Genomic DNA, 26,263 nt, shown 5'->3' with positions numbered 1-26,263 from the left:
TTAAACTAGGCATTTAACAATTTGTTAAGTGCCTTTTCCTTTCTCATCGCGTTTGTCTTACAGCGCGCAACGCTTTCCCCAGTAAAAAGACAAACAACTCTCTCGTACAAGGCGATTAAAATTTATGAAGTATTTGGTATATGCCAGCCTGATAATAAGCGGTGCGAGTGTTGCACAAGAAGCCCCTAGCAATGCAATCAGTGCAACAAATGCAGCTAAAACCTTACTCACCGACATAACTAACACAGGCAATAGTCTAATTGCAGTAGGTAAACACGGTACTGTTATTAAAAGTATCTCGGGTGATAAATGGCAACAAGCTGAGCTAGTCCCAACTCAAGTGCTATTAACTGCCGTTGATTTTAGTAATGAAAATAATGGATGGGCGTGTGGCCACGATGCAACAATAATAAATACTACTGACGGTGGTATTAATTGGAAACTACAACAAGCACAACCAAAATTAGACAAACCATGTTTAGATATTCTATTTGAAGATGATTTAAAAGGTTTTGCAGTGGGCGCATATGGCATGTTTTATCAAACCACCGATGGTGGTAAACATTGGCAAAAACGCTTTTTAGATTCGCTATTATTTAGTGATGATCGTGATTACTTGAACGATTTAAAAGAAAATGACCCCGAAGGATACGAAGCCGAAACTGCTTCAATTTTACCGCACTTTAATCGAATCGAAAAAACAGATAATGGTTTAATGCTGGTTGGTGAGATGGGCTTGATGGCCAGAAGCATTGATGATGGTCAAACTTGGCAAAGGATAGAAGAAATTTATCCTGGTTCATTCTTTGCAGTTGCATCAGATAGCACACAAGAAATTGTGGCAGGGCTTCGAGGTAATGTTTTTGCAAAGCAAAATGGTGAACAGCAGTGGCAGCATTTCGAAAATGTTAAAACAGCGACGATCAACAACATCATTAATTATAATAACAAACAATGGCTTATGCTTGCCAACAGTGGCGTTATTTTTCATCTTCAAGATGGGTTACTCACCCATGAGCAGCTTGCTGACGGTAAAGCGATTCTTGATGGTGTAATTTTAGATAACAGGCTGATCATGGCTACAGAAGATGGCATTAAAGTGAAGGAGTTAACCCCTTAATGCATAAACTACTCGATTTTATTGAAAAGGCGATTTTTAGACATCGCTTAATTATGCTTATAAGTTTTGCACTTATAACCTGTTTACTTGTATTCAAAGCGACTCAAATTCAATTAGATGCATCGTTTAATAAAAATATCCCGTTAAACCACGATTATATGAAAGTGTATACCAAGCATGAAAAGCAGTTTGGTGGTGCAAACAGTATTTTGATTTCAGTGTGTGATGACAGTGGTGATATATTTAATCCAGAGTTCTTTACTCAATTAAAAGCGGTTCACGATCAGCTTTATTTCATTCCTGGCGTAAATCGTCCATTAGTTAACTCAATATTTTCACCCAGTGCTCGTTTTGTTGAAGTAGTGGAGGATGGCTTTGCCGGTGGCCCAATTATTCCTGCTAACTTTAAAGCAGATAAGCGTGGTTTAGGTGTAGTAAAGGAAAACATTGAAAAAGCAAAAGTTGTAGGACGTATGATTGCCAGCGATTATTCGTGTGCAATGGTAACTGCTCAACTTTTAGAAACTGATCCTCAAACACAACAAAAATTAGACACATTAGCTTTTGCACAAAAGCTAGAAAGTGATTTAAGAGAGCCTTTAAGTACGGACAAAGTAAGTATTCATATTATTGGCTTTGCAAAAATGGCTGGTGATATAGCGGAAGGTGCAAAAGGGGTGGTTGTATTTTTTGCCATTGCTATCGCTTTTACCTTTATTATGGTCTGGCTATTTTGTGGCAGTTTAAAGCTGACTATTTTGCCTATCGCATGTTCCATTATTGCTGTTATTTGGCAATTAGGCCTGCTTTCAAGTTTAGGTTTTGGCCTTGATCCTATGTCTATTTTGGTACCGTTTTTAGTATTTGCTATTGGTGTAAGCCATGGTGTGCAGATGATAAATGCGATTGGTAAAAAAGTAGGTGAAGGTAAAACAACACGTATTTGTTGTCAGTCAAGTTTTAGGGCTTTATTAGTGCCAGGCGGTATTGCACTGCTTTCAGACACCGTAGGCTTCTTAACATTACTTACCATCGATATTGGTATTATCCGTGAACTTGCCATTACAGCGAGTTTAGGTGTAGCAGTAATTATATTTACTAATTTAATCTTATTGCCAGTTTGGGCTTCGTACATGAACTTTGAAAACAGTGTACATATTCAATCTGGTGATGCAGCAAAACCAAACATGCTTGATAAAATCCGCGACTTACTTGTTAAAGCGACTGATCCTAAAGTAGCTAAAATGATTATTGGTTTTACACTTGTTCTATTTGCTTTAGGTTACTGGCAAGCAGATAAAATGCGTATAGGTGACTTACATGCAGGTGCTCCATCACTGCATCAAGATGCCCGTTATAATCAAGACACGTTTTTAATATCAGACAAGTACACTATCTCGTCTGATATCTTAAAGGTAATTGTAGAAGCGTATCCTGCAGCATGTACTGAGCATGATGTGATGGAGCGTATAAGCCGTTTTCAATACAAAGTAGAGAATGTAGCAGGTGTGCAGTCTGCTGTAAGTTTGAGCTCTGTAGCTCAATCGGTTAACGCAGGCTACAACGAAGGCAATTTGAAATGGCAAAGCTTGCCACGAAATTCAGCAAGTTTAGTGCAGTCAACGTCTCGAGTTGAAACTAGTACAGGTTTACTTAACGGTGATTGTTCAGTTATGCCAGTGATTATATTTTTAGATGATCATAAAGCACAAACTATCGATACTGTAATTAAGAGTGTTAAGCAATTTGCGCAAGAAGAGGGCACTGATAAATTAGCATTTAAGTTAGCGTCAGGACCTGTTGGTGTAATGGCAGCCACTAATGAATCAGTTGCAGAAGCGCAAATACCAATGATGCTTTATGTTTATGGTGCCGTTATCATTTTATGTTTAATGAGCTTTAGAAGCGTAAAAGCAACGATTGCAGTGGTATTGCCGCTTTATATCGTATCAACACTTGCACAAGCACTTATGGTGCAATTAGAAATAGGCTTAACCGTTTCTACTTTGCCAGTTATTGCTCTAGGAGTGGGTATTGGGGTCGATTACGGCATTTATATACTGTCGTCGATGATGGGGCAGCTTAAGCAAAATGTACCATTAAGTGTTGCTTATCGAAATGCGCTTGTTGAACGTGGAAGTGCGGTTCTATTTACCGGTATTACACTTGCGATTGGTGTGAGTACGTGGATATTCTCAGATCTTAAATTCCAAGTTGATATGGGTATACTGTTAACCTTCATGTTTTTAGTAAATATGTTAGGTGCAGTGTTGTTATTACCCGCTATTGGTAGCCTTCTCTGGACTGACCAGAAAAAATAATGTGAATAATTTTGCTCCTAAATGGCCTGTAAAGGCCATTTATATCTACAATTTGTGAATAGATGACCAAATAGCTGAAATGCTTAAAATGTTTTCATCGAAAAGGCTGTTTATTAGCTGTAAAAGGGTTAGAATTTAATTGACTCCACGCTAATGAATAGCTGTACAAATTCCTGCTCCTGAGCAGTAATAGATTAAGGAACATACAATGACACGAAATGAAGGCCAAGCCTCGGTTATCCTAGATAATGTCTGTAAGCTGATCCAGAAAAAAGTTCGCGCTGATAATGTGTTACTCGTTGAGAAATTCGCCAAAGCCTTGTACAGCAATATGTCTAAAGAGGATTTGGCAAACCGCAACGATAGTGACCTATATGGCGCAGCATTAAGCCTTTGGAACTCGCTAGAAAAAAATACTACCGACGACGCTGTTATCCGCGTTTTCAACCCTGAAGTGGCAAAAGATGGCTGGCAGTCATCACATACAATCGTAGAGATTATTACTAAAGACATGCCGTTTTTAGTTGATTCTGTTCGTATGGCCATGACTCGTGAAAATATCGCCTCTCACTTATTACTTCACTGCCCATTAAAAATTAAGCGCGATGAAAACGCTAAAATTTCTGGATTATCAAATTTAAAAGCAGAGCAAGAATCCTCATCTACTAAAACAGTATTTTTTATTGAAATTGACCGTCAAACAGATTCTTCTGTGATTGAGTCTTTCAAGAAAGAGTTAGAGTCGGTTCTTGTTGATGTATCAGTTGCTGTTGATGATTGGCAGCCAATTCGTAAAAAATTGATTGCAGTAACCAAAGAGTTACCTAAACGTCATCATAATAAAACGACAGAAGAAGTTTCAGAAACAACTGAGTTTTTAGATTGGTTAGCGAAAGATAACTTTACCCTAATGGGTTACCGTGAATATGAGCTAAGCCCAGTTCAAGGTGATTACCAATTAAAAGGTAAAATGGAATCAAGCCTTGGCTTGATGAAAAACTCTACTGAAGAACACACACGATTATTATCAGAATTACCAGAAGTTGCTCGCCAAGAAGCACGCAGCAGCAACCTACTGATCCTAACAAAAACAAACTCTGTTTCTCGCGTTCACCGTCCAGCTTACATTGATTACGTAGGTATTAAGCGTTTTGACGATGAAGGCAATGTAATTGGTGAAGACCGCTTTATTGGTTTGTTCTCATCAAGCTTTTACAATAACAGTGCTACTGATGTGCCTGTTTTAAAAAGTAAAATTAACCGCATTATGGAAATGTGTGATTTTGCTAAAGGTACACACGCTTACAAAGCTGTTTTAAATATTTTAGAAACCTACCCACGTGACGAGCTAGTTCAAGCGCGCGAAAGTGAGCTACTTGAAGTTGCTATGGGTGTTTTACAAGTACAAGAGCGCGATATGTGTCGCTTGTTTGTACGTAAAGATGCGTATGGTCGCTTTTTATCTTGCATGGTTTATGTTCCTCGCGAACGCTATAACACGGCTCTTCGTCGTGAAACGCAAGATATATTAGCTAATGCATTTAATTCTGACGATAAAGTCGAATTTACTACTTATTTCTCTGAGTCAACACTGGCGCGTACTCATTACACCGTTCGTGTGACCGACAACAAGATCGAATATAACGTGAAAGACATCGAAAACAATTTAGTAGAAGCTGCACGTACGTGGGAAGATAAACTTCAATCTGCACTTTTAGAGTCTGCGGGTGAAGCACGTGGTAACGATTTAAATCGTAAATACTGTAATGCGTTTGCACGCTCATACAAAGATGAAGTGCTTCCAAGTGCAGCGGTTGTTGATATCGAAAAGTTAGAACTACTTAGCGATGAAAACAAGCTAGAAATGCTGTTCTACCGTCCTCAAGAAGAAGCAAACAGTAATATTGTACGATTAAGCTTATTCCATAAAGATGAGCCAATTCACTTATCTGATGTTATGCCAATGCTTGAAAACTTTGGTCTGCGCGTTGTTGGTGAAACACCATATTCAGTTAAAACTAGCGATGGTCGTATTAACTGGATCATGGACTTCTCGATGCTTATTGACAGCAAAGGGATGGCAGACTTTGATAAAATTTCAGCACGTTTTCGCGCTGCATTAACAAATGTGTGGGGCAACCGCCTTGAAAATGATGGTTTTAACCGTTTAGTGTTAATGGGTGGCCTAACTGGCCGCGAAGCCTCTATTTTACGTGCTTACGCTAAGTACATGCGTCAAATTGGTGTAACGTTCTCACAAAGTTACATTGAAAGCACATTTGCAAATTATCCAAACATTGCAGCGCAAATTGTTAATTTATTTGCTAAAAAGTTCTCAGTTAAGAGCCCAGCAAGTGCTAAAACACTTGAAAAGTTAAGTACGCAAATTTACTTAGAACTTGAAAACGTAGCAAACCTTGATGATGACCGTATTATACGTTTATACGTAGATATGATTGTTGCGACGCTACGAACTAACTATTTCCAAAAAGATGAAGCAGGTCAGTTTAAGTCTTATGTCTCGTTTAAAATACAGCCTAGCTTAATTCCTGATGTACCACTTCCACTTCCTGCGTTTGAGATTTTTGTATACTCTCCGCGCGTTGAAGGTGTGCATTTACGTTACGGTAAAGTAGCGCGTGGTGGTCTGCGTTGGTCTGACCGTCGTGAAGATTTCCGTACTGAAGTACTTGGCTTAGTTAAAGCTCAACAAGTTAAAAATACAGTAATTGTACCTGTTGGTTCTAAAGGTGGTTTTGTATGTAAACAATTACCTAGTGAGCGCGAAGCGTTTATAAAAGAAGGCCAAGAGTGTTACAAAATCTTTATCCGTGGTCTTCTAGATATTACAGATAACATAGAGCGCGGTGAAGTAGTCCCAGCTCGCGATGTTGTTCGCCACGATGAAGATGATGCTTACTTAGTGGTTGCAGCCGATAAAGGAACCGCTACTTTCTCTGATATCGCAAACGGCATAGCTAATGAATACAATTTCTGGCTAGGTGATGCATTCGCATCAGGTGGCTCGGTTGGTTACGATCATAAGAAAATGGGTATTACAGCTAAAGGCGCATGGGAGTCAGTTAAACGACATTTCCGTGAAATGGATATCGATTGTCAAACGACTGACTTTACAGTGGTAGCTATAGGCGATATGGCTGGTGATGTATTTGGTAATGGTATGTTGTTATCTAAGCATATTCGTTTACAAGTTGCCTTTAACCATATGCACATTTTTGTTGATCCTAACCCAGATGCTGCTACTTCTTACCCAGAGCGCGAACGTTTATTTAATATGCCGCGTTCATCGTGGGAAGATTACAATAAAGAGTTAATTTCTGCCGGTGGTGGTGTTTTCTCTCGTGCTGCTAAATCAATTACGCTTAGCCCAGAAATGAAAAAAATGTTGGGTACTAAAAAAGCAAGTATGACCCCAAATGAGTTAATGAAAGCTTCATTGATGATGGAGTTCGATTTACTGTGGAATGGCGGTATTGGTACGTACATTAAAAACTCTAAAGAAACTGATGCAGATGTAGGGGATCGTGCAAACGATGCACTACGTATCAATGGTAGAGATTTAGGCGCTAAAATAATTGGTGAGGGCGGTAACTTAGGTGCAACTCAATTAGGTCGTGTTGAATTTGCAGCTAAGGGTGGTCGTGTTAATACTGACTTTATTGATAACGTAGGGGGCGTTGCCTGTTCAGATAACGAAGTTAACATTAAGATTTTACTTAATGGCTTGGTTGCTGAAGGCGACTTAACACGTAAACAACGTGATGAGCTACTTTATTCTATGACGGATGAAGTATCTGAATTAGTATTAAAAGACTGTTACCGTCAAACACATACTATTTCAATTACGCAGTCTAAAGGTACTTCAACGCTTAAAGAAAAGATTCGCTTTATTCATGCTCTTGAAAAAGATGGTAAGTTAAACCGTGCTATTGAGTTCATTCCAAGTGATGAAGAATTGGCAGAACGTGCAGCCGCAGGTAAAGACTTAACTCGCCCTGAGCTTTCAGTGCTAGTGTCTTACGCAAAAATGGTATTAAAAGAGTCTTTAGTAAGTGATGAAATTACTGAAAACCCTTACTATCGCCAATTGCTTGTGAAGTCATTCCCACGTCCTCTACGTGAGAAGTTTAACGATGCGATGAACAACCATCCACTTCGTAAAGAAATTATTGCAACTAAACTTGCTAACAGTATCGTTAATGATATGGGTTTAAACTTCATGGTACGTATGCATGAAGAAACCGGTGCCAACGAAGCTGAAATTGCAATGTGTTACTCAATTGCTAGCGAAATATTTGAAATGCGCGATACATGGTCTTCTATCAGCGCACTGGATAATAAAATACCAGCAGCGGTACAAACTGAAATGCTTTACCAACTTCGTCGTACTGTTCGCCGTACTACGCGTTGGTTCTTACGTCATCGTAATAAGTCACAAACGATTGAACAAGGAATTGAATTCTTTGCGCCAACATTTAAAGATTTAAGCGATAATTTAAATACATACATGATTGAAAAAGAAAATGACCGTATTGTAATTGAAGCTAATAAGTTAATTGATGCCGGCGTTCCTGTAGATATAGCTAAGCGTATTGTTTCGTTATCAAGCTTATTCTCTGTGATGGATTTAGCTGAGGTTGCTAATAATTCAGGTAAGAGTATTTCGATGGTATCGAATACTTACTTTAAACTAGGCGCGAGAATGGGTCTGCATTGGTTCTTAGAGCAAATAACTAAGCAACCAGTAGCAAATCATTGGCAAGCACTTGCTCGTTCATCTTACCGTGAAGAGCTTGATTGGCAGCAACGTACGTTATCTGAAGTGGTGCTAAATAGCTTTGAAGGTGACGAGAGCGATGTTGATAGTCAAATAGATGAGTGGATGGATAGCCAAGATTTATTACTTCAGCGTTGGAAACAAATGTTGGCTGAGTTTAAAACATCACAAAGCCACGACTTTGCTAAGTTCTCAGTTGCACTTCGTGAACTTATGTTATTAAGTCACAACTGTGATACATCAGGAAAATAATTTAGCTTTAATCAGTTATTTGTTTAGTAAATAAATAACTGATTGTTAAAATTGTTATACAATACCTCAGCCTTGTCTGAGGTATTTTTTTGTCTGAAATTTAAAAAGAGGATTATATTGATGTTTTATGATTTAGCTCGCCGTTTTATGTTTACCCGTGATGCGGAGTGGGCGCATGAGTTTGCACTTAATAATCTTCGTCGTTTTGCTAATACGCCTCTAAATATAGCTTGGTCACAAAGTGTTTCAGATAAACCCGTAAACTTTTTAGGTCTTGAATTTAAAAATCCAGTAGGGCTTGCCGCTGGCCTGGATAAAAATGCAGAATGTATAGATGCATTTAGCCAAATGGGATTTGGTTTTATTGAAGTTGGAACGGTTACACCGCGTCCTCAAGTTGGTAATGACAAGCCACGTATTTTTAGACTTCCAGAGTCAAACGCAATTATTAACCGTATGGGTTTTAATAATAAAGGTGTTGATAATTTAGTCGAAAATGTAAAAGCAGCAAAGTACAGTGGCATACTCGGTATCAATATTGGTAAAAATAAAGATACACCTAACGAGCAAGGTAAAGATGACTACATTCATTGTATGCGTAAAGTATTTGAGCATGCCTCATATATTACGGTAAATATTTCATCACCAAATACCCCAGGGCTTCGTGATTTACAATATGGTGCTGCACTTGATGATTTATTGCAAAGTCTTAAAAATGAACAGTTAGATTTAATTGCAAAGCATAATAAGCAAGTTCCTATGCTTGTAAAAATTGCACCGGATCTCGATCAAATACAAATAGAGCAAGTAAGTGAGTCACTTTTAAATAATAAAATTGATGGTGTAATTGCCACAAACACAACGCTTGAGCGAGCCGCAGTCATGGGGCAGCAATATGCACAAGAGGCGGGCGGTTTATCAGGTCACCCTGTTAGAATGCGCTCTACAGAGGTAGTAAGTGAGCTAAAACGCTTAACACAAGGTAAGCTACCAATCATCGGAGTCGGCGGTATTGATGATGCTACATCTGCAAAAGAAAAGTTAGATGCAGGCGCAAATTTAGTTCAGGTTTATACTGGGTTCATCTACAAAGGTCCACAATTGGTAAAGTCGATCGTTAACGGCTTATAAGGATCAGTTATCTAAGCTTTTGATCGTTAGCTAAATGTTCTAAGCAAACATTTTAAAAGTGGTCAAAAGCGGTTATACTCTGAGCAATAATTATTCAACATACCCAAGGAGGAGTAAATGTTACAAGCATCAAAGCAATGGCAGTGGATTACTTGTCCTGATAAAAATCGTTTGTTACTTGATTTAAATGACGACATGCAATTATGCACGCCTTATAAATTAAGACAGCTCACCGATTCTGTTTTTAAAAATCCACGTTTTAGTCTCGAAGATGCTGCATTTTACGAACAGGTTTATAATTATCTGGATGGATTTGAATTGTGGTCTGCGGCTCAAATTTGTCAAATATCATTAAATGCAACTGCTGTTAAGTATCACTTAAAACCCGTTTTAGCAAAAAGTTGGTTTTTTGAAGAATACACAGGGACAGAACCAAGCGTAGAGGCAATAGTAAAATTAACATCTAAAGCGCAGTCAGGTGATTTTTTAATTGTAGAGCATTGTCCTGATGCATCTATTTGTTTGAATTTAAGTGAAACCTTTAAATTAGACGAAAACTTATCTTTAGCGCAATTTGAAGTAATCCGTATTTTGAACAATCGAGTACACCCCATCCTAAATCAGCAATATCAAAGTCAAACCGCCTAACCAAATTTAAGTCTTAAGCGTGTCTTTATGGCGTGTTTGTCGCCCAACCTATGTTATAATCCTGCGCAATTAGCTATTAAGGGTTATTACTTTGCAATTTATCGCACTTACTTCTATCGGAATCGAAAATTTATTGGTTGATGAACTAACAGAACTTGGCGCAACCGTGTCTAAGCAAACTGTTGGTTCTGTTCGTTTTGAGGCTGACTCATTACTTGCGCAAAAGGTTTGTTTATCAACTCGTTTTGCAACGCGTGTGCTTATGCTTATTGAAGAAAAAGAAGGCGTAGATGACAAAAATAGCCTGTATAATTTTGCGCGCTCGCAACCTTGGCAAGAATGGTTTGGACCTACGCAAACATTCGCTGTCGACTTCAACGGTACCAATGACTCATTAAAAAACACGCAATTTTCGGGTCTTGTAATCAAAGATGCGATTGTTGACTATTTTAATGATTTATACGAGCAACGTCCTAACGTTGATAAGCAAGATGCTAACGTGCGCGTAGTTGCACGATTAAATCGTTACGGCGTATCGATGTATATTGACTATTCAGGTCCTCGTTTGTCAGAACGTGGTTACCGCCAAGGCCAAGGTAAAGCGCCAATTAAAGAGCACTTAGCTGCTGCATTAATTAAGCGAAGTGGCTGGCTTGAAAATGTAAAACAGCCTTTATTCGATCCATGTTGTGGTGCGGGTACTATTTTGATAGAAGCTGCCGGTATGGCGCGAAACGAAGCGCCAGGATTATTCCGTGAAGGTTTTGCTTTTGAGCGTTTACCCAGTTTTAGAGCCGCTAAGTTTAAAGAGCTTAAAGAAGAGTTACTCGCTAATATTACTGATCCTAAATTGTGGTTAATTGGCCACGATTACGATGAGCAAGTATTAAGTAAAGCAATTGATAATGCTAAACGAGCCGAGCTTGACGACGTGATTAAGTTTAAGCAAAGTGATGCAACTAAACTTACAGCTGTTGCAAAATTACCGGGTGTTGTAATTTCAAACTTACCTTATGGTGAGCGTATTGGCTCTATGGCTGAGCTTGTTGATTTACACCGTAATTTAGGCGTTGGCTTTAAAAAGCACTTCAATCACTGGAAACTTGCCTTATTGGGTATGGACGAGAGCTTATTTAAACTTTTGAAACTTGTGCGCCTCAAGCGTTATAAATTTAAAAATGGCCCGCTTGATGTAGAACTTAACTTATATCAATTAGATGATAAGCAAGTAAGTTTGACCACAGATGACAAAAAAGCACTCAATTTTGAAGGCTCAACGTCATTCGCAAATAGATTGAAAAAAAATAAGCAAGGCTTAAAAAACTGGCTTAAACAAAATAAAATAGATGCTTATCGCGTCTATGAAGCGGATATCCCTGAATACAATGTTGCTGTAGATATTTATGGTGACTCTGCTGTAATTTTTGAATATGCAGCGCCTAAAGAAATTGATGAAAAAACATCAGAAAAACGCCTGCAAGACGTAATAAGTTTAACGGCTCAACAGCTTGAGATTTCACCTGAAAACATTGCTGTAAAAGTACGTAAAAAGCAGAAGGGCGAAGATCAATACACCGCTATGTCTAAACAAAACCGTACTATGGTTGTTGAAGAGTTTGGTGCTAAGTTCAAAGTTAATTTATTTGACTACTTAGACACAGGCTTGTTTTTAGACCATCGCTTAATGCGCCGTTATATTCAAGAAAATGCTAAAGATAAACGTTTCTTAAACCTTTTTGCATACACAGGTACAGCTTCTGTACATGCTGCTCTTGGTGGTGCTAAAGCCATTACTACAGTCGATTTATCAAAGACCTACTTAAAATGGGGCCAAGATAACTTTGATTTAAATGGTATTAGTAATACACGATACCGTTTTGAACAAGCAGATTGTTTAAAATGGTTAGAGCACGCAACGGCGCAATATGATTTGATATTTTTAGATCCTCCAACGTTTTCAAACTCAAAACGTATGAAAGACGCGTTTGATGTACAGAGCGATCACATTAAATTATTAACGTGGGTTAAAAAGATTTTAAGCCCATCGGGCACTTTGATTTTCTCTAATAACAAACGTGGCTTTGTGATAGATGAAGTTGGTCTGATTGGTTTAGGTTTAAAAGCCATTAATATTTCAGATAAAACGTTATCACCAGACTTTAAACGTAATAAAAAAATCCATAATAGCTGGTTAATCACACATGGCTAAGTGGGTTTTATACCACACTGATGGTTGCCACTTGTGCGAGCAAGCTGAGCAACTTATCACTGAGGTACTTAGTAATACGAGTGAGTTATTACTAATCGATATTATGACTGATGAGCAGCTTATAGCTGAGTATCAAATTACTATTCCTGTATTAAAAAGTGAAAAAGGCGAGCAATTATTTTGGCCTTTTACTTTACACACTGTGCACGAATTTTTAGCACAAGCAGAATAAGAGCAAATAAGAACTATGGATTTAATTAGAATTTTAAAAGCACAACTTGCTTTTGGTACGCATGCTTTGCTTAACAAAGCAGATGCCGTTATAGAAAGTGGCGAAAGAGTGTGTGTTGTTGGTCGAAATGGCGCGGGTAAGTCAACTCTATTAAAAGTGCTTGATGGCGAAGTTGTATTAGATGATGGTGAAATAAATCAGCTAGGCGGGATTAGAATTTCTCGTTTAGAACAAGATCCACCAAAAGGCGCAAATGGCACTGTATTTGATTACGTTGCGCAAGGTATGCCTGAGATTGCAAACTTACTAATTGATTTTCATCATGTAAGTAATGAGTTGCAAACAGTGTGTACTGATAAGTTATTAAACAAGCTTGAACGTTTATCAAATCAATTAGAAGCGGCTGATGGCTGGCGCTTTGATAGCCGAATTCAATTAGTACTAACACAATTAGAATTAACGCCAGAAGCTAAACTTGAGTCTCTTTCTGGTGGTTGGTTACGTAAAGTAGCACTTGCACGTGCACTTGTCAGTGAGCCTGATTTATTATTACTTGATGAGCCAACAAACCATTTAGACATGGCAAGCGTCATGTGGCTTGAGCAATTTTTAAAAGAGTTTAAGGGCGGAATCGTATTTATATCGCATGACCGTGCGTTTATTCGCGCTGTTGCTACGCGTATTTTAGATTTAGACCGTGGTAAGCTTATTTCGTACCCTGGTGATTACGCTACGTACTTAGAGCAAAAAGCCCATGATTTAAAAGTTGAAGAAAGCCAAAATGCATTGTTCGATAAGCGTTTAGCTGAAGAAGAAACATGGATCCGCCAAGGTGTTAAAGCGCGTAGAACGCGTAACGAAGGACGTGTTAGAGAGTTAAAACAGCTTCGTACAGAGCGTAAGCAACGTGTTGACCAAGTTGGTAAAACTGATTTCAATATTGAAACAGCAGAACGCTCTGGTAAGTTAGTATTTGAAGCTAAGAATCTTTGTCATGCATTTAAAGACAAAGTTATTGCTGATGATTTTTCTACACTGGTGATGCGCGGTGACAGAATCGGTCTAGTAGGCCCAAATGGTATTGGTAAAACAACACTATTAAAACTAATGTTTGGTGATTTAGAACCAGATAGTGGTATTACTAAGCAAGGTGTTAATTTAGAGTTTGCTTACTTTGACCAATACCGTGAAAAACTTGACGAAGAAGCAACTGTTCAAGATAACGTTGCCGAAGGTAAACAAGAAGTGATGATGGGCGGTCGTTCACGCCATGTTTTAGGTTACCTGCAAGACTTTTTATTCCCTCCAGCACGCGCTCGAACCCCTGTTAAAGCACTCTCTGGTGGTGAAAAAAATAGACTGCTATTAGCTAAACTGTTTTTAAAACCATCTAATATACTTGTTCTCGATGAGCCAACGAATGACTTGGACATTGAAACGTTAGAGTTACTAGAGGACATCATTAATCAATACCAAGGTACAGTGCTGATTGTAAGCCATGACCGTGAATTTATTGATAATACATGTTCAAGTGTATGGGCGTTTGAAGGTAACGGTAAAGTTACAGATATTGTAGGTGGCTATAGCGACTATGAGGCTTACGTTAACTATTTAGCTGAACAAGAAAAAAAAACGCAGCAGCAACCAGTAAAAAAAGTTGAAAAAGTAGTCGCTCCAGTTGCTAAACCTGCAGCTAAAACAAATAAACTCTCTTACAAATTAAAACTTGAATTAGAGCAACTACCGAATAAAATGGAAAAACTAGAAGCTGAAATTGAAGCTCAACAAGCTGTAGTTAGTGACTCAGACTTTTTTAAACAAGAGAGTGATGTAACAACTAAAGCATTGAACCATTTGGCACAACTTGAGTCTGACCTTGAAGCTGCGCTTGAGCGCTGGGAAGAACTTGAAGAATTACAGAATCAGTAGTAAGGACTAAAATGAAATATAAATTACTCGCTGCCAGTATTTTAGCGACATTAAGCACTTCAGCAACAAGTGCGACGTACCAGTTAAGTGAATTAGGGACTCTTGAAGACGCTAAATATTCTTATGTAACAGATGTAAGCGAAAGCGGGCATATTATTGGTTTCGCAAATGGTTTATACAATTTACCTATTGATATCAGCTATATAGATTTTACAGAAAATGTTATTGAAAGTGCATATGATAGCGCTGAAGCAGCATATGAACTAAGTGATAAAGCAATTACTTTTACGCTTAATGATATTGAAAACAATGACGCCGTAAGTACTAATCCTGATGCTCATACTTTTATGGTTAGCTTTTTGGCAAATTCGAATTTGGGGATTCCGTCAAACTTTGAATATCAAAAGATGAGTTCTTTGGTTGGTATTAAATTTAACGAATCGGTGATTACTGAACAACCTCTTTTTGATGTGGTTTCTGTTGATTATGACGGATTAACTCGTTCAACTATTAATCTTCTTAATGCTGTAAGTGAAGATGGCGTTACAGTTGGGTGGGGGAGCGCTCCATACGATAAAGTATCTTTTACACCTGATGATGAAGATGATGCAGAAACGTGGTTCACTCATGAATTTATAGAACGTGGAATTGTAATAAGCGCTGATGGCAGTATAAGTGTTGAGTTAGAGCCTGAGTTTAATGAATACGGTGGCACAAGCCGCGCTAACGATATAGTCAAAACAAATAGTGGTTACACTGTTGTAGGTAATATCTCTACAAGTATTCCTGATGACAAACAAGATAATATTGATGATAACTGTGATAATGAAGACGAACCAACATCAGTATGTATCAATTTATTAAATTCTAACATTACACGAGGCTTATTTAATAAGCGTGCTGTTAAATGGGAACTTGATGAATCGTTAAATATTATTTCTGTTGAAGAGCTTGGTATGGCACTGACACCTGATGAAGGTGAAACGGAAGATGACGCATTTACGAGTACTGCTTTAGCAGTGAATAACAACGGTATAATTGTAGGTTCATCAAATACGCGTTATTACAAAAATGATGATGCGATTCTTACAATGCCAGTTTATTTTAAAGATGGTGCAGTTACTGACTTTATCAATCAAGAAGATGACTGGCAGTCTGGTAAGTCAATTGCTATTAATGATAATGATGTAATTACAGGTTATGCGACTAAGCGTATTGAAGGCACACTTCGCAATAAATTCTTCTATCATGACATTGAAACAGGTAATACAGTTTTTCCAACTGATTATTTTTCAAGCTCAAGTTCTTATGGCAACGATATAAATAATAAAGGATATATTGTAGGCGAAGGGGAAGTGGGTGTTTCTGATAGCTCACGACTTAAAGAAGCGTTTATTTACAAAATTGGTGATGATAAAATCACTAATCTAAACGATTTACTGCCTTGTTATGACACGGACGGTGAAACTGATTACGCTTATACTATGGCTGAAGCTACAGCTATCAATGAAAATAATGAAATATTTGGTACTGCGACTAAGACAGTTGAAAAACTTGATTCTTTAGGCGGTGTTGTAACTGATATCAATGGTGAAATTGAATACGAAAGTATTGCAGTTGCAGTTAAATTAACGCCAATTGCAAATGGTGAAGTAGAAAACTGTGCTCCAGTAGAAGCAGAAGTGTATGAGCGTAACTCTGCTAGCTTTCCTTGGTATACATTATTGCTATTACCATTAGTTGGCTTAAGACGTATATTTCGCTTTTAAAGTTTACTAATATTGATTATAAAAAAAACCAACTTAATAAAGTTGGTTTTTTTTCGTCTATAATATTTTATAAGATTAGGATTACAGTGATTATTTAGTTTTAACGCTACTAATTATTTCGCGATAACCATGCCTTTTTAACAGAACGGCGCCAAATAATATCAATACCAAAATAGCCGATAATTGATGCAATAGAAGCACATACTAACGAACCTAGTAAAAATGCAGGACCAATAGTTTCAATGCTCTCTAGAAACCAAGACCAACTAGCTTCAAATACAAAGTGTTGCTCAGGCTGATTAAGTATTAATGTACCCACTAAGTATGAGCCATAAAAAATAGGGGGCATAGTTAGAGGGTTTGTAAGCCATACTAATGCTACTGAGATAGGTAAATTAACTCTAAATAATATAGCGCCGGCTGCTGCTAAAACCATTTGAAAAGGAACAGGGATGAAAGCAAAAAATAACCCGACTGCAAATGCACCTCGAGCAGAACGTCTATTTAAATGCCAAAGATTTGCATCTTGTAAAAGGCGTCCAAATATTCTTAGTGATTTATGATGTCTAATTTTATTTGGATCAGGTAAAAATCTTTGGATCGTTTTTTTAGCCATTTAAAGCAACCATTTACATCAGTGTGGATAAGTCTTGGGTTTGTAATTGGCTGTATAGCAACCGTATTTTATTATCAAACTCTCGAATTTACAGTATTCACAATTTTCATTGTTATAGTGAGCGCTTATTTTAAGCCGTTTTTAAATGTATTGTTAGGCTTTATTTGTGCAATTTGCTTCGTTGGTCTGCATTTTTACGTTTTTTATAGTTTTGAAATACCAAAACCGGATGAAAAGTATGCACTTGATTCTACATTAATTGTTGAAGAGGTTATTTCTGACAAAAAACCTCAATATATTAAAGTTAAAATAGTGGCATTAGAAGGGAGTAATTTTTCGGATTTTAGAGCACCCAAAGCAATGCTCAGTGTTAATTCTGCACAGCCTTTAATAGTAGGTGATGAATTTTCTGCTTTAATTCATTTAAAACATTTTCGTAGTAATAAAAATTTTAATGTATTTGATAATGAACGTTATGCTTTTATAAGTAGAATATTATTTAAAGGTAAAGTGCTTAATAAAAATCTTAATATTATAAATAGCGACAAACAAAGCATAATTTTAGATTATCAACACTTCCTTAAAAACACTTATACGGATACAAAACTACAGTGGCTCTATTATGCATTGCTTAGCGGTGAAAAATCTTTGATGAGTTACGCTGATAAACAATTAATGCAATCTCTTGGGCTAAGTCATTTACTTGCTATATCGGGGTTACATATTGGTTTGATTTTTAGCTTCGGTTATCTATTTACTCGATTCATTTTTGCAAAAATTAATTCTTCGATCGGGCAATCATTCAACCTGACTCTTTATTATAGTTCATGCGGATTTTTAGTAGCCTTGGTTTATGTGTACTTAAGTGACTTTTTAGTATCGGCAACGCGAGCGCTTATCATGCTGGGTTGTTATTTATTATTGTATTTTCTTGCTAAGCAGCCGCTGCGTTGGCGGAGCATTTTATTTGCCTTGGTTATTGTTCTTATTGTTAACCCATTTAATTTACTCAATCCAGGTCTCTACTTTTCATTTTTAGCGGTTGCTATCATTTTTACAGTTATTAATAAATTACCAATATTAAACACTCGCATAAAAAACAAAGTTATTTCACTGTTTGTTATTCAAATAGCGTTATTTATTGGTTTATTGCCACTTTCACTCTATTTTTTTAATGGGGTAAGTATTGCAGGTTTGATAATAAATTTAATTGCTATACCGCTGCTTTCAATCATTATCTTACCTTTTTTAATTGTTTTTACATTACTGAGTATTTTCTTAGATGTAAGTATTTTAATAAACCTGTTTGATACTGGCTTATATGCGCTATTTAAATTGCTTAATGAAATACCAGAATCGTTAAGGTGGATAACGACTGGCAGAATTGACTCAATATTTGTCGTTTTTACTTATATTATTATGTTGATGGTTTATTTCCTTCCTTATAAATGGCTCGCTTTTATTCCAGCAATAACGCTTTTATTAAATTATTGGTTAACAGAAAAGTCTAAGTGGCAACTACATGTATTTGATGTAGGGCATGGACTTATGGCATTAATTGAAAAAGATAATCAAGTGCTTATTTATGATTTTGGCCCCAGTTATTTCAATCGCTTTAGCCGTACGCGAAGTATTTTATTGCCTTATATTAAAGCAAATAATTTAACAGTGAAAACGGCGATTCTAAGTCATGAAGATAATGATCACGCTGGAGGATTACAACATTTCATAGATGCTGGCTTTGGTGAAACATTACAACAATTTCATCCTAAAAATACACATAATGTATGTGAAGTCATAAACATTGATTTTGCTGGATTAAAAGTACAAAGCTTTAGTACAAAAGGGTTTGGAAATGAAAATGATGATTCATGCGTTGTTAGGGTATCAGATAATACTCATAGCGTGTTACTTACCGGTGATATATCAAAGGCGCGTGAAGCATCGCTATTAGCGGATAATAAATCGTTGAAAAGTACAGTAATGTTAAGCCCGCATCATGGCAGCGATACATCCTCAAGTGTTAATTTTATAAATAACGTTGCTCCCCAAGTAGTCATTCATTCAAGTGCCTATAAAGGGCAATGGGAATTCCCTAAGCCTCTTGTCGTCGAACGTTATAACCAAATAAACGCTCAGCAATTTACGACAGGCGTTGAAGGGCAAATTAGTATTAAATTTTATGCAAAGAATTTGGCTATAGAAACAGCAAGAGGGCAGGAAAGTTACTGGTTTATCAAAGATTGACGTTTAGTTTTATCTCATCGGAGGATACAATACAGATTGTTACTGTATTTAGAGAGTGTTATGGATCAAAGTACTACACAAATTTATAAACGTCTTGTCTCATATGTTGGCACCTACAAAAGCGTCGCATTTGTCGCAATTATTGGGATGATAGGCTATTCAGCAATGGATGCTTTATTTATTCAATTAATGAAGCCGTTTATTGATCAAGGTTTGAACCAGCGTAATACAGAAGTTTTAAAGTACGCTCCTTTTGTCGTTATCGCGTTAGTTCTAGGGCGTGGTGTTTTTAACTTTATGTCTTCCTACTGCTTAAGTTATGTAGGCTCCCAAGTTGTACGTTCTTTACGCCAAGAGTTATTTGAGCACATATTGCACTTACCCGTTTCTTTTCATGACAAAAACTCAACGGGAGATTTAATTTCAAAAATCACATTTGATACAGAGCAAGTTCAACAAGCAATTACTAAAGCGTTACTTATTGTTGTACGTGAAGGGGCGTTTGTTGTATTTTTACTTGCGGTAATGTTCTATACCAGTTGGCAACTATCACTGATATTTTTAGTGATCATCCCACTTGTTGCTATTATTGTCGCCGTCGTCTCTAAACGTTTTCGCCACATTTCTAAAAACATTCAATCTGCCATGGGACAAGTTACCCGTAGCTCAGAACAAATGCTGAGCGGACATAAAGTTATTCATGGTTTTGGTGGTCAAGATCAAGAGATTAATCACTTCTCGAAAATTAATAATCATAATCGTCAGCAACGTATCAAAATGGACGCAACTAAAGCGCTTAGTGTGTCTATAATTCAAATTTTAGCGGCAAGTGCCATGGCAGTTATTTTGTGGGCGGTGTCGTTGCCATCAATGATTGATACGATTACATCTGGTGACTTCATGGCATTAATTGCCTCAATGATGATGTTACTGCGTCCGCTAAAACAACTTGCCAATGTGAATAGTGATATGCAACGTGGTATCTCTGCAGCGCAAAGTATATTTTTAGTTTTAGACGAAGAAATGGAAAAAGATACAGGCACTGTTTCGGTTGATAAAGTTAAAGGTTTAATTGAAGTTAAGAACGTAACCTTTAAGTACCCAACGAAAGATGAAGCCGTATTAAACGATTTGTCGCTAACGATTGAGGCGGGTGAAAGTATTGCTTTAGTTGGGCGCTCAGGCTCAGGTAAGTCCACAATTTCTAACTTGTTACCCCGCTATTATGATTTAGAACTACCGAGTGAAATATTACTTGATGGCATAGCACTGCAGGATTATAAATTAACAGATTTGCGTCGCCAATTTGCTTTAGTGTCTCAGCAAGTTGTGTTATTTAACGATACGATTGCCAATAATATTTGTTATGGCATAAAGCACGATGTGTCTGTTGAAGAGTTAGAACAAGTTGCCAAACAAGCGCACGTGTGGGAATTTGTTAAAGACCTGCCAGAGCAATTAAACACCATGGTAGGCGAAAATGGGGTAATGCTCTCAGGTGGTCAACGCCAGCGAATAGCGATAGCGCGTGCAATATTAAAAGATGCACCTATTTTGATTTTAGATGAGGCAACGTCAGCACTTGATACCGAATCTGAAAAGCTTATTCAGCAAGCGTTAGAAACGCTAATGAAAGATAAAACCTCTATTGTTATAGCACATCGCTTATCTACTATTGAAAACAGTGACCGAATTTATGTTATTGATAACGGTCGTGTGATAGAAAGTGGCGATCATAGTAGCTTATTAGCAAATGACGGTACTTATTCAGCACTTTGCAAAATGCAGTTTGGTGATCAGGCGTGAGCAAAATAGAGCAAAGCTGGTATAAACCATTTGGTCTAATTACTTTATTGTTATTACCATTAAGTGCTTTGTTTTGGGTTGTATCGGCATTTCTAAAACTCTTGTACAGCGCTAAAATACTTAAACCTTTTGAGTGCAAAACGCCTGTTATTGTAGTCGGCAATATAAGCGTAGGCGGCAATGGTAAAACACCTTTTGTTTTGTGGTTGTATGAGTATCTGACCGAGCAAGGTTTATCAGTGGGTATTATTAGTAGAGGTTATGGTGGGCAATCAGATAATTACCCGCTGTTAGTCACTTCAGTTGTTGACGCCCAACAGGCTGGAGATGAGCCTGTACTTTTATACCATCGTTTAAAGTGCCCAATAGCTGTTGGCCCTAATAGACAACACAATATCGATTTATTAGAAAAAAATTATACGCTAGATGTCATTATTTCTGATGATGGGATGCAGCATTATAAAATGCCTCGTAGCATTGAGTGTTGTATTGTTGATAGTGAACGCCGCTTTGGCAATGGTTTTGTTATGCCCGCAGGGCCACTACGCGAAACAACTAAACGCTTACAAAGTGTTGATATAGTAATTGAAAATGGCGGTGAGGCTAATAATAGCTACGTGCTGCAAGTAAGTAACCTTCGCTTAGTTAATTCAAGTGATGATGCAAAAAGTAACGTAAGCGAGGCACATGCAATAAGTGCAATTGGGAACCCTAAACGGTTTGAAAACTCATTAGAAGCACAAAATATTAAGCTATTGTCGACTCATCATTTTAGAGATCATTATGCTTATACAGCAGATGATTTTATTCAGTTTGGTGATGATTGCATTATAATGACCGAAAAAGACGCGGTTAAATGTAAGTCCTTTGCAAAACCTAATTGGTATTATTTACCTGTAGATGCAGAGCCTTCCGATAGCGTAATAAACACATTAAATTCATTATTAAAAGAAAAAGGAATACTCAATGGCCTTTGATACAAAATTACTCGAGATAATTGCCTGCCCAGTTTGTAAGGGTAAATTACGCTTTGATAGAGAAAACAACGAACTAATTAGTACTGCAGCTAAGCTTGCTTACCCCGTTCAAGATGATATTCCAGTATTGCTTGAAAACGAAGCACGTGAGTTATCTTTAGAAGAGGTTGAAAAGTGGAATTCGTAGTTGTAATTCCTGCACGTTTTGCATCAACCCGACTACCTGGTAAGCCGCTTGCTGATATTTGCGGTAAGCCAATGGTTCAACATGTTTACGAAAAAGCATGTTTATCAGGTGCAAGTAAAGTGGTTATAGCAACCGATCATCAAAAAGTGTTTGATGCAGTAAGTTTATTTACTAGTGATGTTGTAATGACTCGCGAAGATCACCAATCGGGTACTGAGCGTTTAGCCGAAGTAGTTGATTTACTTGATCTCGACAGCAATACAATTGTGGTTAATGTACAAGGCGATGAGCCCTTACTTGCGCCAGAAAATGTATCCCAAGTTGCTGCACTATTAAGTGATTCAACAGCACCAATGGCAACGTTAAGTGTTGCTATTGAAGAGCGTGATGAAGTATTTAATCCTAATGCCGTTAAAGTGGTTAGCGATATAAATAAAAATGCGCTGTATTTTTCTCGTGCAAGTATTCCGTTTGATAGAAGCACAATGATGAATGACAGCAGTGCTCTTAATTTAGCGCCATTTCAGCGCCACGTAGGTATTTATGCGTACAGAGCGGGTTTTATTAAACAATATATAGAATTGAGCGTATCGCCACTTGAGCTACTTGAATCGCTTGAGCAGTTACGTGTGTTGTATCATGGTTATAAAATCAAAATAGAACAAGCTCAAATAGCCCCTCATGCAGGTGTCGATACGCCCGATGACTTAGCGAAAGTGATAGCGCATATTAAAAGTACAAGCGCGTGAGTGAACAAGTAAGTAAAATATTAAAAATCGTTTTTACACATAACGATTTTTATATTTTAGAAAAGCCAGCGGGTCTTAATTTTCATTCGGAAGAGGGCCCCGGCTTTGTTGTGTTAGCCGAACAACAATTAGCGCAAAAGCTTTATGCCGTTCATCGTTTAGATAAAGTGACATCAGGGCTGATTATTTTAGCGCGAAACAAAGCCGCTGCGGCCAGCTTTACTGTTATGTTTACTGAGCATGCGATTGCTAAATTTTATTTAGCGATTAGTGACGCTAAACCAAAAAAGAAGCAAGGTTGGATTAAAGGCGATATGGCTAAATCTCGCCGTGGCTCGTTTAAGTTACTAACGAGTAAGCTTAACCCTGCAATCACCCGATTTTATTCGCTGAGTTATAAGCCGGGATTTAGAGGGTATATTTTAAAGCCTTATTCAGGAAAGACGCATCAATTAAGAGTGGCACTAAAAAGTATTGGCTCTGCTATTTTAGGCGATGCAATGTATTCAGGCACGCCATCAAATCGTACCTATTTACATGCATATGCATTGAGCTTTTTATGGCTAGGTGAACAAATACAGCTAACTTTATTACCCGATAATGGTGATGAGTATTTGGCGTTAATTAAACATCAAGATTTTCAAGCATGGCAGTCGCCATGGCAACTGGATTGGTAAATGAGCGAAAAAGTTACAGATATACGTTTTGGCGGAATTAAGCGCTTGTATGGTCATCAACAATTTGATTGGCTTCAAGAAGCACACTTTTGTGTAGTAGGTATTGGTGGTGTAGGAAGCTGGGCAGCTGAAGCGCTTGCGCGCACAGGCTTGGGTAAAATAACATTGATTGATTTGGATGACATTTGCGCCACTAACGTAAATAGGCAAATTCATGCGTTAACGGGCACTATTGGTCAAGCTAAAGTCGATGCAATGAAAGCACGTTGCGAGCTTATTAACCCACAGTGCCAAATTAATGTGATAGATGATTTTATTACACTTGATAATATTCAAGAGCATATTCAAGGTTTTGATTATGTAATTGATTGTATTGATGCAGTTAAAGAAAAAGCAGCATTAATTGCTCACTGTAAACGTAATAAACTACCTATAATTACAACTGGTGGTGCTGGCGGGCAAACAGATCCTAGCCAAATAACTTTTGGTGATGTAGCTAAAACTACGCAAGACCCATTGCTTGCAAAAGTACGTTATATTTTGCGTAAGCAGTATAATTTTAGTAATAATCCTAAACGTAAGTTTAATATTGATTGTGTTTACTCAACAGAGCAACTGGTTTACCCAGGAAGCGATGGCAGTGTATGTCATGCAAAGCAAAGTGCTGATGGCTCGATGAATATGGATTGTAATAATGGTTTTGGATCTGTGACTATGATCACAGGAAGCTTTGGCTTTTTTGTTGCGGCAAAAGCAGTGCGTAAATATCTAGATAAAAAACAACGCTCGCAAGCTTAGTTTTTGCTAACTAAGCTTTTGTTGTGCCATGGTTTGTATTTTATCAACCATGGCTTTAATACCATTACCACGTGATGCGCTTAAGTGGCTTATAAGGCCGAGCTTTTCAAATTCTTCATACGCATTTTTATTCACTACTTGCTCTGGTGTGAGGCCATTGTAAAGCGCTAAAATAATGGCTAATAATCCTTTTACTATACGTGTATCTGAGTCACCAATTACAACAAGTGTATTTTCTGTTAAATCAAATTCAACAAACATCCATACTTTGCTTTCACAGCCTGGTACAAGTGCATCATCAGTTTTCAAAACATCAGCTAAAACAGGTAAAGTTTTTCCTAAAAGCATTATCTCACGATATTTTTGCTGCCAAGCGGGCGCATTTTTTATAGATTCTGTGACTTTGTTAAACGTATTTGTCATGAGTTATCCTAATTAATTCTATTAAAGTGACGTTTAGTCCAGTAAAGCGATACATTTTTTAAGTGAATCAATGAATATATCTACATCTTCATAGGTATTATAAAAACAAAAGCTCGCTCTTAGCGTTCCATTAAGCCCTAAATGTGTCATTAATGGCTGTGTACAATGGTGTCCACTCCTTACTGCAACCCCGTACCCGTCAAGTAAAGTTGCCAAATCATAAGGATGTTCATCATTTAAGTTGAAACAGAGTGTACCAATATTGTCAGATAGGTTGCTATATATTGTAATACCATCAACCTTTACCAATTTTTGAGCGGCATAACTAAACAATTTTTGCTCATATTGCTGGATTTTTGCGTGATCTAATTCATTTAAATAGTCTAATGCGGCACCAAAGCCTAAAACTCCAGAGATATTTGGTGTTCCAGTTTCAAATTTTGCAGGCGCAGGACGATAAGTACTGTGAGTTAAGTACACTTTATCGATCATTTCCCCACCTGATTGGTAAATCTCAAGGGTATTTAATTGCTCATATCGACCATAAAGTACACCTAATCCTGTTGGACCGAGCATTTTATGGCTTGAGCAGACATAAAAGTCACAGTTTAATTCACGTAAATCGGGTTTTAAATGCAGTGCACCCTGTGCACCATCCACTAGAACAAGAGAATTGACGTCTTTTGCAGCTCTAATAAGTGGTTTTAAATCGGTGATATTACCCAGTGTGTTAGATGCTTGTGTAATAGCTAATAGGGTAGGTTTTGTTTCTTTTATAAATTCACAGCATTCTTTGGTGTTCAGCGTGCCATTTTTATTTAGTGGAAGCGCTATTAATTTAGCACCCGTTTGTTGACTCACTATTTGCCAAGGCACTATGTTTGCATGATGCTCAAGCGGAGATATCATTATGGTATGACTTTCATTTAAGCGCTTTTTTAATCCGTTAGCGACCAAGTTAATGGCTTCTGTAGCGCCTTTAGTCCATACAATCTCTTTACTAAATACATTGAAATACTCTGCAGTTTTATCCCGTACTTGTTCATATGCATAAGTTGCTTGCTCGCTAAGTGTATGGCGTCCACGGTGTACATTAGCGTTTTGAAACGTATAGAATTCAGTAATTGTATCTATAACTGATTGAGGCTTTTGTGAGGTTGCTGCTGAGTCTAAATAAACAAGCGGGCAGCCGTTTATTGTTTGATTTAATGTTGGGAAGTCGTTTCTAATTTTGTTTATATCAAACTTTAAAGCAAGCATGGCTCATCTACATAGTGTTTTTAAGGCAGGAATTGTAATCGGTTTATGATAATTCTCAAGTGTTGTTAATAAAAAAGGCCGCAAAATGCGGCCTTTTTAAACTAACCAACGTTA

Annotated in this window: 19 protein-coding genes; 16 read left to right on the top strand and 3 right to left on the bottom strand. The window is 37.5% G+C overall.

Annotated elements, in window-relative coordinates; genetic code table 11:
- Positions 1 to 124 precede the first annotated feature (124 nt).
- The 9 genes from I6E70_RS11250 to I6E70_RS11210 all read left to right on the top strand — a co-directional run bounded on the left by I6E70_RS11250 (position 125) and on the right by I6E70_RS11210 (position 16,409).
- Entirely contained in the window at positions 125 to 1,120 is a 996-nt protein-coding gene (locus I6E70_RS11250; protein ID WP_197188725.1) for a WD40/YVTN/BNR-like repeat-containing protein, read from the top strand.
- Positions 1,120 to 3,441: an efflux RND transporter permease subunit gene (locus I6E70_RS11245; RefSeq protein WP_007586903.1), complete on the top strand. Its 2,322-nt coding sequence runs from the start codon at positions 1,120 to 1,122 to the stop codon at positions 3,439 to 3,441. Before I6E70_RS11250 ends, I6E70_RS11245 begins: the two co-directional genes overlap by 1 nt.
- A gap of 208 nt (positions 3,442 to 3,649) precedes the next feature.
- Positions 3,650 to 8,491 carry an NAD-glutamate dehydrogenase gene (locus I6E70_RS11240; protein ID WP_121954898.1) on the top strand — a complete coding sequence of 1,614 codons (4,842 nt, stop codon included), beginning with the start codon at positions 3,650 to 3,652 and terminating at the stop codon, positions 8,489 to 8,491.
- 120 nt (positions 8,492 to 8,611) lie between these two features.
- Entirely contained in the window at positions 8,612 to 9,622 is a 1,011-nt protein-coding gene (gene pyrD / locus I6E70_RS11235; RefSeq protein ID WP_010552659.1) for a quinone-dependent dihydroorotate dehydrogenase, read from the top strand.
- Between the two features lie 117 nt (positions 9,623 to 9,739).
- The gene (locus I6E70_RS11230) at positions 9,740 to 10,270 is read left to right on the top strand and encodes a cell division protein ZapC (RefSeq protein ID WP_007586900.1); all 531 of its coding nucleotides are present in this window, start codon (positions 9,740 to 9,742) and stop codon (positions 10,268 to 10,270) included.
- Between the two features lie 91 nt (positions 10,271 to 10,361).
- Entirely contained in the window at positions 10,362 to 12,479 is a 2,118-nt protein-coding gene (gene rlmKL, locus I6E70_RS11225) for a bifunctional 23S rRNA (guanine(2069)-N(7))-methyltransferase RlmK/23S rRNA (guanine(2445)-N(2))-methyltransferase RlmL (RefSeq protein WP_007586899.1), read from the top strand.
- On the top strand, positions 12,472 to 12,711 hold the full coding sequence (locus I6E70_RS11220; protein WP_197188724.1) for a glutaredoxin family protein: 240 nt from the start codon (positions 12,472 to 12,474) through the stop codon (positions 12,709 to 12,711). The genes rlmKL and I6E70_RS11220 overlap by 8 nt, the downstream gene beginning before the upstream one ends.
- A gap of 15 nt (positions 12,712 to 12,726) precedes the next feature.
- Positions 12,727 to 14,640 (top strand): ATP-binding cassette ATPase Uup, encoded by a 1,914-nt coding sequence (gene uup / locus I6E70_RS11215; RefSeq protein WP_197188723.1) that lies wholly within the window; start codon positions 12,727 to 12,729, stop codon positions 14,638 to 14,640.
- An 11-nt stretch (positions 14,641 to 14,651) separates the two neighbouring features.
- Positions 14,652 to 16,409, top strand: coding sequence for a DUF3466 family protein (locus I6E70_RS11210; RefSeq protein WP_197188722.1), 1,758 nt, complete (start codon positions 14,652 to 14,654; stop codon positions 16,407 to 16,409).
- A gap of 109 nt (positions 16,410 to 16,518) precedes the next feature.
- On the opposite strand, the gene I6E70_RS11205 is transcribed toward I6E70_RS11210, so the two are convergent.
- Positions 16,519 to 17,025, bottom strand: coding sequence for a DUF2062 domain-containing protein (locus I6E70_RS11205; RefSeq protein WP_007586895.1), 507 nt, complete (start codon positions 17,023 to 17,025; stop codon positions 16,519 to 16,521).
- Between I6E70_RS11205 and I6E70_RS11200 the strand changes: the two genes are divergently transcribed.
- From I6E70_RS11200 to tcdA, 7 genes are read left to right on the top strand one after another with little or no spacing between them, the layout of a single operon-like run.
- Positions 17,005 to 19,272: a DNA internalization-related competence protein ComEC/Rec2 gene (locus I6E70_RS11200; RefSeq protein WP_197188721.1), complete on the top strand. Its 2,268-nt coding sequence runs from the start codon at positions 17,005 to 17,007 to the stop codon at positions 19,270 to 19,272. The two genes, I6E70_RS11205 and I6E70_RS11200, sit on opposite strands and share 21 nt — an antisense overlap.
- Positions 19,273 to 19,332: 60 nt before the next feature.
- Complete coding sequence (gene msbA, locus I6E70_RS11195) at positions 19,333 to 21,078, top strand: lipid A export permease/ATP-binding protein MsbA (RefSeq protein WP_033027175.1); 1,746 nt, start codon at positions 19,333 to 19,335, stop codon at positions 21,076 to 21,078.
- Positions 21,075 to 22,055, top strand: a complete 981-nt coding sequence (gene lpxK, locus I6E70_RS11190; RefSeq protein WP_197188720.1) for a tetraacyldisaccharide 4'-kinase — start codon at positions 21,075 to 21,077, stop codon at positions 22,053 to 22,055. The genes msbA and lpxK overlap by 4 nt, the downstream gene beginning before the upstream one ends.
- Complete coding sequence (locus I6E70_RS11185; RefSeq protein WP_002961789.1) at positions 22,045 to 22,242, top strand: Trm112 family protein; 198 nt, start codon at positions 22,045 to 22,047, stop codon at positions 22,240 to 22,242. The genes lpxK and I6E70_RS11185 overlap by 11 nt, the downstream gene beginning before the upstream one ends.
- A complete protein-coding gene (gene kdsB, locus I6E70_RS11180) occupies positions 22,230 to 22,991 on the top strand; it encodes a 3-deoxy-manno-octulosonate cytidylyltransferase (RefSeq protein ID WP_197102985.1) in 762 nt (253 codons plus the stop codon). The genes I6E70_RS11185 and kdsB overlap by 13 nt, the downstream gene beginning before the upstream one ends.
- On the top strand, positions 22,988 to 23,668 hold the full coding sequence (locus I6E70_RS11175; protein WP_024604817.1) for a TIGR01621 family pseudouridine synthase: 681 nt from the start codon (positions 22,988 to 22,990) through the stop codon (positions 23,666 to 23,668). The genes kdsB and I6E70_RS11175 overlap by 4 nt, the downstream gene beginning before the upstream one ends.
- Complete coding sequence (gene tcdA, locus I6E70_RS11170) at positions 23,669 to 24,466, top strand: tRNA cyclic N6-threonylcarbamoyladenosine(37) synthase TcdA (RefSeq protein WP_197188719.1); 798 nt, start codon at positions 23,669 to 23,671, stop codon at positions 24,464 to 24,466.
- A 6-nt stretch (positions 24,467 to 24,472) separates the two neighbouring features.
- Here the strand turns inward: tcdA and I6E70_RS11165 are convergent, their stop codons facing one another.
- Positions 24,473 to 24,889 carry a SufE family protein gene (locus I6E70_RS11165; RefSeq protein WP_007586879.1) on the bottom strand — a complete coding sequence of 139 codons (417 nt, stop codon included), beginning with the start codon at positions 24,887 to 24,889 and terminating at the stop codon, positions 24,473 to 24,475.
- A 33-nt stretch (positions 24,890 to 24,922) separates the two neighbouring features.
- A complete protein-coding gene (locus tag I6E70_RS11160; protein WP_010552671.1) occupies positions 24,923 to 26,149 on the bottom strand; it encodes a SufS family cysteine desulfurase in 1,227 nt (408 codons plus the stop codon).
- Positions 26,150 to 26,263: the final 114 nt, after the last annotated feature.

The sequence above is a fragment of the Pseudoalteromonas sp. NGC95 genome (genome assembly GCF_015864705.1).
Classification (GTDB): domain Bacteria; phylum Pseudomonadota; class Gammaproteobacteria; order Enterobacterales; family Alteromonadaceae; genus Pseudoalteromonas; species Pseudoalteromonas arctica.
The sequence above is the reverse complement of the archived record's forward strand: the minus strand, read 5'-3'. Positions and strand labels throughout refer to the sequence as shown.

Coding starts and splice junctions, on each gene's coding strand:
- I6E70_RS11250 (WP_197188725.1), top strand. CDS start 125: ATGAAGTATTTGGTATATGCCAGCCTGATAATAAGCGGTGCGAGTGTT.
- I6E70_RS11245 (WP_007586903.1), top strand. CDS start 1,120: ATGCATAAACTACTCGATTTTATTGAAAAGGCGATTTTTAGACATCGC.
- I6E70_RS11240 (WP_121954898.1), top strand. CDS start 3,650: ATGACACGAAATGAAGGCCAAGCCTCGGTTATCCTAGATAATGTCTGT.
- pyrD (WP_010552659.1), top strand. CDS start 8,612: ATGTTTTATGATTTAGCTCGCCGTTTTATGTTTACCCGTGATGCGGAG.
- I6E70_RS11230 (WP_007586900.1), top strand. CDS start 9,740: ATGTTACAAGCATCAAAGCAATGGCAGTGGATTACTTGTCCTGATAAA.
- I6E70_RS11220 (WP_197188724.1), top strand. CDS start 12,472: ATGGCTAAGTGGGTTTTATACCACACTGATGGTTGCCACTTGTGCGAG.
- uup (WP_197188723.1), top strand. CDS start 12,727: ATGGATTTAATTAGAATTTTAAAAGCACAACTTGCTTTTGGTACGCAT.
- I6E70_RS11210 (WP_197188722.1), top strand. CDS start 14,652: ATGAAATATAAATTACTCGCTGCCAGTATTTTAGCGACATTAAGCACT.
- I6E70_RS11205 (WP_007586895.1), bottom strand. CDS start 17,025: ATGGCTAAAAAAACGATCCAAAGATTTTTACCTGATCCAAATAAAATT.
- msbA (WP_033027175.1), top strand. CDS start 19,333: ATGGATCAAAGTACTACACAAATTTATAAACGTCTTGTCTCATATGTT.
- I6E70_RS11185 (WP_002961789.1), top strand. CDS start 22,045: ATGGCCTTTGATACAAAATTACTCGAGATAATTGCCTGCCCAGTTTGT.
- tcdA (WP_197188719.1), top strand. CDS start 23,669: ATGAGCGAAAAAGTTACAGATATACGTTTTGGCGGAATTAAGCGCTTG.
- I6E70_RS11165 (WP_007586879.1), bottom strand. CDS start 24,889: ATGACAAATACGTTTAACAAAGTCACAGAATCTATAAAAAATGCGCCC.
- I6E70_RS11160 (WP_010552671.1), bottom strand. CDS start 26,149: ATGCTTGCTTTAAAGTTTGATATAAACAAAATTAGAAACGACTTCCCA.